Consider the following 10,245-nt stretch of genomic DNA (forward strand, 5'->3'; position numbering starts at 1 on the left):
ATTTTTATCCCACAAAAAAGCGTGAAGAACCTAAAAAAAAGAGCGGATCCAACGGCAAGAGCTTCCCCCGCCCTCACCATCAAAAAAAGACCACATCTCTGCGGTCTTTTTTGATTGATTTTATTTTTCTTCGTCTTCCGCTGCTTCTGTTTCAGCTTCTGCGAAGGATTCCTGTGCTGCGCCGTCGCCGAGGGGGGCTTTCATGCGGTCGAGTTCATCGATTGCTGCGAGGGCGAGTTCGAGGTCTTTTCTGATCTTGCCTACGTAGGATTTCATGTTGCCTTCGGTCTGCATCATGTTGTGAATGAGGGTGCGGCGGTAGTCCTGCGCGTCTTTGATCTGCTTTTCGCTGTCGGCCTTGGCGTTGGCGATGAGGATGTCTGCGTTTCTGCGCGCGTTCTTCTTCACGTTTTCAGCGGTGTCTTTGGCGAGCTGCAGGGTGGCAGTCATTGTTTCGGAGATCTTTTCATAATTGGCCAGTTTTGCTTTCATCTGGTCAAGTTTTTCTTCCATTTCGCGGTGTTCACGGTAAATGCGTTCGTAGTCAGCGACGATCTGGTTCAGGAAATCATTGACTTCCTCTTCGCTGTAACCACGGACGGTGGCTTTCGTGAACTGCTTATTATGGATGTCCATTGGTGTAATCATAATTTGCCTCCTTGGGGGGAATTCTTTCCCCATTTTACTGTCTATCCGGCGTTTCGGCAAATTCTTTTTTGTCAAAGCGTAAAGATGGCATGAAAATCACCCATCCCTTTTGCTTTTTCCCTTACAGAAATGGAAGTACTGTGCATTACTGTATTTATCGTCTTCCCAGGCGACAGCGCATGAAGATTTTCCCGAAGAGCCATGCGGTAGCGGCGGTATAGATCATGCCAGGAGCGGCTGCGATGAGCATGACTTCAAGCCCCTTCCCCAGGAGGAAGTACATGAGGACGCGGGCAGCGGCGCTTCCCACGGGGCCGGAAATCACGTAGAATACGCGGCTGTCTCCAAGCGCCAGCCATACAAGGCCGACGACGACGCGGAATGTCATGGCGACGGCGACGTTCAGGATGGTCGCGGTTCCCATCGTCATGCTTAAGAGGGATGCGAGGATCCCTGCAATCAGGTATTTCTTAAATCCAAAGACGCCACAGATGGCGACGGCAATCGGGGCTGAGAGCTGGAACTCCGTCCCCGGGACAAGGCCCGGGATGCGGAAGACTCCGCTGACGGCTATGAGAACGGCGAGCATCGCTGTCTCACAGATATCCACGATCCATTGTCTCTCTCCTGTCACGATCATAAGGTGCTCCTTTCGATGGCTAGGGCAGGGGGAAATGCGCTTTCATGACCGCAACGGCGCGGTCCAGTTCTTCTTTCGTGTGAGCCGCGGTCACGGTCAGGCGGATGCGGCTCGTCCCGGCGGGCACCGTCGGCGGACGGATAGCAGAGAGAAGGATGCCTTCCTCAATGCAGCGGGAGGCGTATGCGAGCGTCTTTTCCTCTTCGCCCAGTATGATGGGAATGATCGGAGTGTCGCTTGGTTCTACGGGAATCCCCGCTTCTGCCAGCTTCTCCTTCATGTACCGGGTATTCTCCATCAAGCGTCCCACGAAGCGCTCCGGCTCGCGCTCCAGAAGGCGTAAAGCTGCCAGCGCCGTCATCCCGGTCACGGCCGAGATGGACGTAGAGAAGATGAACGGCCTTGAAACGTTCCTCAGGTAATCGCAGATTTCCCTTGAAGCAGCTGCATAGCCGCCCTCAGCACCGAGCGCCTTGGACAGCGTCCCCACCTGGATATCTATGCCAGAGACGTAGAAATGCTCCGCAGAGCCTCTTCCCGTCTCGCCGATCACGCCGACGCCGTGCGCATCATCGACGATGAGGCAGGCATTGTATTTTTGCTTAAGGCGGATCAGGTCCGGGACCGGCGCGATGTCCCCGTCCATCGAGAACACCCCGTCTGTCACGATGAAACGCTGCCCGCTCACAGGCGTATTCTTCAGAAGTTCTTCCAGAGCAGCCATATCCGAATGCGGATAAATGACCGTGCGGGCGCGGGAAATCCTGCATCCGTCGACAATGGAAGCATGGTTCAGTGCGTCCGAGAAAATGATATCGTCCTTGCCGCCGAGGGCATAGAGGACGCCCAGGTTTGTCATGTAGCCTGTATTGAAAATGACGGCATCTTCCGCATGCTTGAAGGAAGCGAGCTCCTTTTCTAGATCCGAGAGTTCAAAGACAGCACCCGATGTCAGACGCGCGCCGCCCGAGCCCGTGCCCCAGCGTACGGCATCCCTGGCCGCTTCCTGGACCTCCTGTTCATGCGTCATGCCAAGGTAATCATTCGAATTAAAGACAATGCACTCCGAACCGTCGCGGCGGACGCCCTTCGACGCCGTCACCATGCGGAGATCCTGCACTTTGCGGAAGCGCCCGCCTTCGCGGATTTCATCCAGCGCCTTTCCCATATTTTCAAGTTTCATTTGATAACCTCACCAATACCGTCTGATTCTGCATATAGTCTTCATAAAGAGCAACATCTGTCCCGTGCTTCACGAAGAAAACGCGCCCGCCGACCGGGTCGCCCTTGTCCTTTATCACCGTAATGCGGCCATAGCCGTGAAGCGGCGAGCCGACGTAGCCCGTCACATAGTCCGGATCATCCGACCAGCAAAGCTCGGCTACCGTGCCGGGTCCGTGAGCCACCTTCGATGCCAGGACAAGCGCTTCACGCGGATGATCGCCGCCAAGACCCTTGCCGCGCATCTTTGCTTCATACTCAGCCGTGTCAGCGCTGTCCATATTGCTGCAGCGGACCTCGCGCTCTCCGCGGCCATCGAGCCTTTCGCCCGTCTCCGCATCCATCACGATTGCGCCCCTCATGCTGTCTTCCAGTGCTTCCAGAGAAGCGATGCCCCGCCTGGCCGCCAAAGGAGAAACACCCGCGCGGATGAGCTCAGCCTCCGCTGCCCTGTGTCCCTCGGACTTCTCGCTCGTGTCGATCTGGTAAAGCGGAAGCATCAGGCAGTACGAAACCGCCGCATCCGGCACCTCTTCCACTTTCACCTGAATGAAATCCGCGCATCCTCTCTCATGCTCCCTTGCACGGCGCATCATGGAAATCACCGTCTCATCCACCAGATCCTCAGAAACAATCCGCTCCGCTCCAGAAATGTGGCGCCCGCCCTTGCCATGGGTCCCGCCCAGGCTCGAACGCATCTTCACACTGTACAACATTTACGGTCTCCTTTGTCAACTTGCATTGTTATTATTGTCAACCTTATGGGTAAAAAATATGCCGAGGCATCGCTCCGGTTCCATATATCTACTTTATTTTTTTCTATTATTTAATAGTAACAGGACTCTTTTGTCAAGGTGTTTGAATGTGCGATGTTAACAAAATAACTAAAACGCATGTGCAGGGATTCAAAAGAGCCTCCATGTAAAAAAGACTTCCGCAGGCGTAGGAAGTCCTTTTTAAGGTGTGTTGCAGGCACCTTTGCTGCCCAGCCCTGGGAGAGGTTCTCCCGGCCGCGTCTCCGCCCTCGAGAAGGGAAGTGAAGCGAAGACCCCGCCCGGTAGATAGGGATGGACTTTATGGAATGCCCTTCAAATCCAGCGGGGATCGCCGCTGGATTCATTGGACTCATCCCTGTACCAGTTTTTCTATTTCAAGAAATGAGCTTTCGCCATTTCATCATGTCATCTTCCATCCGCTGCATAGAACAAGAGCTTCCATGACAGCCGCTCTCATTCTGCAGGAACCGTCCCCCGCGCGGCGCATCCCCTGATGCACGCCGCGGACGATTTGTGGATGTTCTCCTGCTGACTAACGAAACCCGCTGGCAGAAAACAGTCGGCGCGTCCTTGCATGACACGGCCCGCCTCTGCCGCTTTCCCCCGGGATAAGCAGCAAGGCCATGTCTTGACGCTTCGTTGATACTAAGTATACATTTTCTTTACAAAAGCAGTCAATATGATATACCATACATTAATATTTGATTTAAATCTCCCCTTTTTTCATCATTTCCATGCAAGAATACGCATGTTAGAAATAAAATTCCCATTCTCAATAAAGTCAAAAATCGAATTATTTTGTTTGAATTTATTCTGGATAAACAGTCAGAAAGTATACGGCTTTATCAAAATGACGTTGCTTTTTAAATCTATTTTAAAATTATGTTTTAGAATAAAAACCAGTATTCCCGTTATAGTTTGAAATATTTCCTTGATATTCCTAAATGCAGCATATTCTATATAGGCTCTTTTAAAGATAAGAGTACCGAATCATTTTTATCAAAATATCAATTAGAATCAGACATTTCGCGTAAAGTCTATGCATCTTATCCCCGTCTTTACCGGACTTTATCAAAAAATTAGATCAAAGTCCCCATTTTCATTTAGGTGAATACCATCGACTAAAACTCGTGTATATCCTGCAACCTATGAAATGAGAGGGATTGATAGAAGAAATCACAGAGCTATGAAAAAAGCAAACGATATTGGGAATGGGAGAGGAAGATGGAGGAAAATGCATTTCCACGAGCGAAGCGAGGTTTAAGGGTGTTAACCTTGCTCCGAAAGGAGAAGGTGGCAGCGTAGCTGACGAATGAGATGTAGTTCCATCAGCCGCCAGGCTGGTTTTGCGGTTTTTATGAGGTGGTTCATCTCCCAGGCTGCAAGCCGGCTGTATGGTTTTTCATCTTTTTCATATAAAATGCTAAAACCGCACAACCTCGCTCTGCTCGATTAACCTTTTATAAAAACCAATGAATACTGCACCCCTTTCGTCAGCAACAGTTAAATGATAGGCTGACCGCCCTTCCCCGCTGAGGCAGGGCAAAACCTTCCGCACCGGCACGTACCGCCATGTTACTGCGATGTACTGAGTTTTGATTTCCACGAGCCTTCCGAAATGAAATTCCACACAAAAAAGCCTCCCGCGCACTTGGGAGGCTTTTCTGCTTTTCCTTTGTTCAGAGTCAGGCTTTTTATTATTTTATACGCCGACTTTCGCGGCGAGTTTTGCGATGATCTGCTGCTGTTTTTCGTTGATTTCCTTCTGTTCTTTGAGCATGGTTTCGAGCTGGCCGATTCTCTGATCCTGGGAGGCCAGTTTCTTGTCCTGTTCAGCGACGTGTTTCTTGAGGCTTGTCAGTTCTTTGGCTGCTTCACCTGGGTAGACCTTCTTTACATTTCCTCTTTCACCGACTTTGAAGGAGGCGCCGACGGTAACCATGTTATCGTTGTAACCTACGGTCGTTCCCAAAGAGAGAAGCGTGTCGTCATTCGGATGGTAGAAAGCGCCGAGGGCGAGGGCCTGCTGGTCTTTGTAGGAACCACCGGAGACGGCGACGTTCCACTTGCTGTCCGGATCATAGTCGACCGGATGAAGGCCCGCCAGAGCGGCTGCACCTGCGCCGACTTCATTGACACGGTGATCGAGGTCGCCTACGCGGTTGTCGAGCTGTGTCAGGTGGGTCGTGTTATTGGTAATGCTGCCCTTGAGTTCATGAATCTGCGAGCCGTTGACGGCGTCCGTGGACGATGCGGAAATTTCTCCAGGCGCGACGTTTGTCACTTTCCTGCCGCCTGCATTGATGCCGCCCGACGTCATGGACGGACCGCCTTTTATGGTGACGCCATCGTTATTGATGGTAGTATTTCCTGCTTTGACGCTGTCGACGGTGATGTCTTTCTTGAGCGATACTTTCAGCGAATCTCCGGAAATACTGGTTTCCGTATTCGTGCTGTCCCCAAGGATCGAGAGGGTGCCCTTCGGGGAAATCGATGCGCTGTTCCCGTCGTCTGCCTTGAAGCTGGTCGGGTCCGTGACGTTCCTGATCACGACGACTTCACCATTATCGACACTTGTATTACTGTCCGGGGTAATTGGAAGAATCGTCGTCCCGCCGGAATTAGCGCCCGATGTTCCTGTATTTCCTGCGGCCGTATTTCCTACGCTGGCGGATGTATGGCCCGTCTCGGATGTGGTGCCTGTGATATTCGCGCTGATGGTGTACATACCGTCAGACGTCTTGATGACCTGGATGCCGTTGCCTGCCTTGATATTTGGCTGCGTCGCATTCTGCCGGGCGAAGACAACCTTCTTCAGCTGCGCCACGTTGACGGCATCGGTGTCCTGCGTGCCAGCTGCGACGCCCGTGATCTGACGGGTGATGCCTTTGGAAATATCGCCGACAGAAACGGCGCCTCTTGTCGATTTCCAGGCCGGGGACGTATTCAGGGAAAGAAGATTTGTCAGCGGATCATAGCCTGCATAACCAGCTGCCGTACCTGCCACAGAGCCCGAACCGAAGGCCGCGCCGCCAGAGGCTGTCGCATAGGAATTGTAACCGACAGCGACGATATCATCGCTTGTCATCTGCGTCGCATTGCTGTCTGCCGACCCGATGACGACGGAACGGTCAACGTTGGAAAGGTAACGGTTGTCGCCGATGACCTGCGACATCTTCGAAACAAGAACAGTATTGGCTGAACCTATAGAAGTGACATTCTGCACATTGATGGCTGAATTACCATAACCGATTTGGATATCTTTTGCATTTTCTGCTGCACCATCCGTAGTGGACAAAACATTATTCACGCCGAACATCTGCGACAGGTTCGTATTCGTTGCACGGTTCCTATCGCCCAAAACCTGCGTCTTATCTGCATTCGTCACGCCATTGACAGCGCCGAGGGCAGAAACATGATTTACATTGGACGCCGTATTTCCTGAACCATCCAAAATATTAGCTGAGCTTACATTGTCTGCCGTACCAGTCAGTGTATTATTCGATCCGGTTACCGAAGAAAGAGCTGCATAGCTGACGGTGTTCGTATCGCCAAGAATCTGGGTTGTCGCGGTATTGTTGACGGTATTTCCAGATCCAATGGCAGAAACATGCTGCACGGCGGATGCCGTATTTCCCACGCCGGACAAGATATTGGATGCGCTTGGCGTCTTCTCTGTCCCGGTGATGGAATTCTTAGCGCCTGCTATCAGAGAGGAATTGACATAAGAAGCGCTGTTTGTATCACCGATCATGACGCTGCCTTTGGTGTTCTCCACATTGGCGTTGTCACCCATGACAATGGAGCTTGTTACATAGCTTCCCTTGCTGCCCGTTCCGATGACCGTCGTATTGTTTGCTCTCGTGAAACTATTGTTGTATCCGTCGATCATGACATACTTGTCGCTATCAAAGAGGCCGTTTTGGCCCTTAAGTTCATTCCCTGTACCAAGGACCTGGGCAAAGGATACGCTGTCGACCTTGTTCCCATTGCCGATGGCCATGACAGCGCCGCCTGGATTTTTTTTGGCTCCGTCAATGATTGCATCCTGCATGGCTTTTGGAGAATCAAGCGGCTGGCTCAGAATCATCGTTGCCGAAGTGACTCCCCATGTATTTTTCACCTCATTGCCCGTGCCGATGGCGATGGTTCCGCTGCTGTTATTGACACGGTTTCCCGTCCCGATGATGGAGTTTTCCGCGCCGGAATGAGGAAAGGCGGCAATCGATTCATTGGAGTTCAAGGAACCGACGACAGTGCCAAATGCATTCTTATATCCATCAAGAATGGTATCGACCACATGGAGTTCCTGATACTGGCTCGACTGCACATTGTAGCTGCCATAGGTCGTCGTGAACATGCCGTTTGCATACAAATTCGTGCCGACCGTCGTCGAGGCCACGCCTAGCTGCCTGCCGGCTGCAGGACTGAAGCCGTACGTGCTGAATTCCGATCCCTTCGTATCCCCGATCTCCACATCCGCTCCCAGATTATGCGCGCCGATTTCAATCGATCCTGCCCTTGCGAAAGAATTCGTGCCGATGGCAATTCCTTCCGGCAGATTTTCCTTCGCTTCCGTGTTGCCAGCTATGGTGTAACCAAATCTGTCATCATCTTTGCCTCTCTCCTTGCCATCTCCGAAAGAAAGGAGTGCCTCCTCCGTTCGTGTGCCCAGATCGATCTTCGCATTATTTCCAATGGCGATACTCATGCCCTTCGGGCGGGTATTGACCGGATCCATGCCATATTAGATAAATGCCCCCTGGCCCTTTACGATATCATTGGAGGGTGCAGCCTGCGCAGGCAGCGCCGCACTCGTACAAAGCAAAAAGGCGCAGACAGAAGCAAGGAAAAGGCGTACCTTTTTCCCCTGACATCTGCTGCGTCTGGAAATACGTGCATTAAAACTACTCTTCGAAATCATAGTACATCCCCCCGGCGGTCCACAAACGATACCTTTCCAAATTAAGCAGCCGCCATGGACCCTTTCCCCCGAAAGAGTCCTTTCAAGGCGTACTGCCGGATCGGGGCGCCGCGTTTGCCAGTGACAAGCTCCATGAACCGCCTGAAATTCCCTGGTTCCAGGCCGGCCCATTCGTTGATAGAGAATCCCCCTCAAACGCGCGCTTTTAATCTCCCGTTCTCGTCTTAAATATATAGTAATTACGATATTAAGAGGAATACGAGTCAGAGATAAGAGGTTGACACTTTTGTTATAGGTATCAAGGAAATCAGGGTAAATTAAGTGTCCTATCCTATTCCGTTATATGCTTCCCATCGTTCCGCGATTGGATTCGGCACTTTTCGTAAAAAATAACTCGGTCTTATGAGAAACCCTCAAGAACGGACGCACTCTTCTTTTAGGAACATATAGAAAACTTCATGGACACATCCGCCCTGCTGTACGTGTATCTTATGTGATTCCTTGATAGAGTGATAAAGGAAATGAATAGGATACTAGAGGATATAAAGGAAATGGATGGGAAGATGATCTGACGAATGGTACACCGCGCATTTCCCAAGCGCCGCTAACCTCGCCTTCCCAGACGGGGAAAAAGGGCCGTAGGCCGGTCTTGACCTTGCCCTGGAAGGGAAGGTGTCGGCGGAGTCGACGGATGAGTTGCATTTCCTCGGACAGAGTCCGGTTGTATGGTTTTTAAAGGTGCAATTTCTAAAATCGGGGTGCAGTATTCATTGGTTTTTAAAATATGAAAAGGTTCCACGCGCAAAGCTGCGGTTGTATGGTCTTTCATGGTTTTTCATGTTTTTTCATGCTCCCCATCCCACGCAAAAAGGACTTCCTTGACGAGAGAAGTCCTTTTCACTCGAATAGGCCTGAATAGCAGGTTCTGCCTTTCGACTGTCCGTCATGCGGCCATCCGACTAGTATGGGAAGGGGGTCGGACCGGTCTTTAATTGGGAAGGTCATGACGAACTATATGGAATGCCCAATGAGAGGGGAAGGTTGGAGTTTGGAGATAGATGTGCCCCCTCATGCGATGCTGATTCCCGTATGGGATGAATGAAAAATTTCCTTAGAAAGTTCCCGGTACATGCCGGCAGCCGATCAGCCTGGGCTGGCGCTCTGCCGTAAAAAACAAAAATCGCAGTCAAACGCGGGGAAGAAGACGGACTTCCTTGCCTGGCGTTCGCTGCGAAAAAAGGTGCTTTGAAAACGTTTCAAAATCGTAAGAGCCCCCCTGGCGGCTTGCGAGTATATCGCCGCAGTGGTTACGGTGATTCCCTTTCCCCCGAAAGAAAATTCACGTCCGTCCCCCGGACCACTGCTTGATCGGGATGCTGATGCAGGATCTTCCGGCCGTTCCCTGGAAACTCCCCAGTCTCCTCGGATCTGCCTTGATGAAAGATCTCCGTTAATTATCAGCGTATTTAAATCTCCCGTTCTTTGACTTCAATATATAATAAAAGGGAAATTATAAGAAATACTAATAAGAGATAAGAAGTTTATACTTTTATTATAAGTCGATCGGTTTGTTCTAACTTCCTTTACTCCTATGCATTCCTGCGATAGGTTTCCTCTTTTCAGCTGCAAAAATACACTTGTTTTCCCTAAAATCAGATACTAATTCCCTATTTTCCCTAAAGGCGGACACTCGTTTTGCGATCTTCTTTCAGCAGATCATAGAAATATTTGTGAATGAGCCCGTCATTTCATACGCGCATCTTATAATCTTCCCTTACTCGCTTATAACAGATTCTGATTAGTAACGGCAATTTCATGGATATCAGAAGTATCAGAACTTCAACGAAAAAGGCCCTCAGGTAAGCTGAGGGACAGCGATATGACAAAATGTACAATCATTTCGCCACAGTCCTTTTTCTATTGGAATATTCTATTATCGGATTATCCAGCACTTATATGCGCCGGCTTTGTCTGAATACCAAAAAACCTCGCTTCGCTCGAGGAAAGGGGACGCGGACAAAAAGTTGGACCAATTG

5 protein-coding genes are annotated in these 10,245 nt (G+C 50.7%); all 5 read right to left on the reverse strand.

The window, feature by feature from the left end; all coding sequences use genetic code 11:
* Nucleotides 1-120: 120 nt before the first annotated feature.
* Entirely contained in the window at nucleotides 121-648 is a 528-nt protein-coding gene (locus tag M3200_RS07210; RefSeq protein ID WP_022382865.1) for a DivIVA domain-containing protein, read from the reverse strand.
* Between the two features lie 154 nt (nucleotides 649-802).
* Nucleotides 803-1,288, reverse strand: a complete 486-nt coding sequence (locus M3200_RS07215; protein ID WP_022382866.1) for a hypothetical protein — start codon at nucleotides 1,286-1,288, stop codon at nucleotides 803-805.
* A 19-nt stretch (nucleotides 1,289-1,307) separates the two neighbouring features.
* Complete coding sequence (bioF, locus tag M3200_RS07220) at nucleotides 1,308-2,471, reverse strand: 8-amino-7-oxononanoate synthase (RefSeq protein WP_022382867.1); 1,164 nt, start codon at nucleotides 2,469-2,471, stop codon at nucleotides 1,308-1,310.
* Complete coding sequence (locus M3200_RS07225) at nucleotides 2,461-3,225, reverse strand: 6-carboxyhexanoate--CoA ligase (protein WP_022382868.1); 765 nt, start codon at nucleotides 3,223-3,225, stop codon at nucleotides 2,461-2,463. Before M3200_RS07225 ends, bioF begins: the two co-directional genes overlap by 11 nt.
* A gap of 1,762 nt (nucleotides 3,226-4,987) precedes the next feature.
* On the reverse strand, nucleotides 4,988-7,996 hold the full coding sequence (locus M3200_RS07230; protein WP_288178210.1) for a YadA-like family protein: 3,009 nt from the start codon (nucleotides 7,994-7,996) through the stop codon (nucleotides 4,988-4,990).
* Nucleotides 7,997-10,245 lie beyond the last annotated feature (2,249 nt).

This window comes from Dialister sp. CAG:357, assembly GCF_000435155.1.
GTDB lineage: Bacteria > Bacillota > Negativicutes > Veillonellales > Dialisteraceae > Dialister > Dialister hominis.